The sequence below is a fragment of the Colwellia sp. MB3u-55 genome (assembly GCF_014076785.1).
Taxonomy (GTDB): domain Bacteria; phylum Pseudomonadota; class Gammaproteobacteria; order Enterobacterales; family Alteromonadaceae; genus Colwellia_A.
This window is the reverse complement of record NZ_JACGUS010000082.1, coordinates 1-360: the sequence shown is the minus strand read 5'-3', so window position 1 is coordinate 360 and position 360 is coordinate 1. Positions and strand designations below refer to the sequence as shown.

Below are 360 nucleotides of genomic sequence, written 5' to 3'. Positions count from 1 at the left end.
GCGACCTGTTTCATCTACAAGGGTTAAATAGTCCTTTAAACTAAAGCGGATACTGGCGGTTTTAGCTTGCTGTTCATTGCCCGTAAAAGGTAATAACCTTGTGGGTTGCTCTCCCATGATGGCGGCTTTGATACGCCGTTGAATACTGGTAAAACTCGATTGCTCAGGTGTTGGGGCAATGCCCGCCCGCACTGGATTTAAATCTACATAAGCCATACAAGCAAGTAACGCCCCTTCATCGAGCAGGGCTTGTGATTTAAAGCGTCCTTCCCAAAAGTGCCCCGTGCATTTGTCTTCTTTATTGGCTTGTCGAGCAATAGGCTCGTTTAATGCCCGCATAAACCAACTGATATCGATTAA

The 360-nt window shown here is 46.1% G+C and carries 1 protein-coding gene; it reads right to left on the bottom strand.

Going from position 1 to position 360, the window contains the following annotated elements:
• A partial coding sequence (locus H4J66_RS05115) for a transposase (RefSeq protein WP_409049352.1) occupies positions 1-360 on the bottom strand: 360 nt, incomplete at both ends.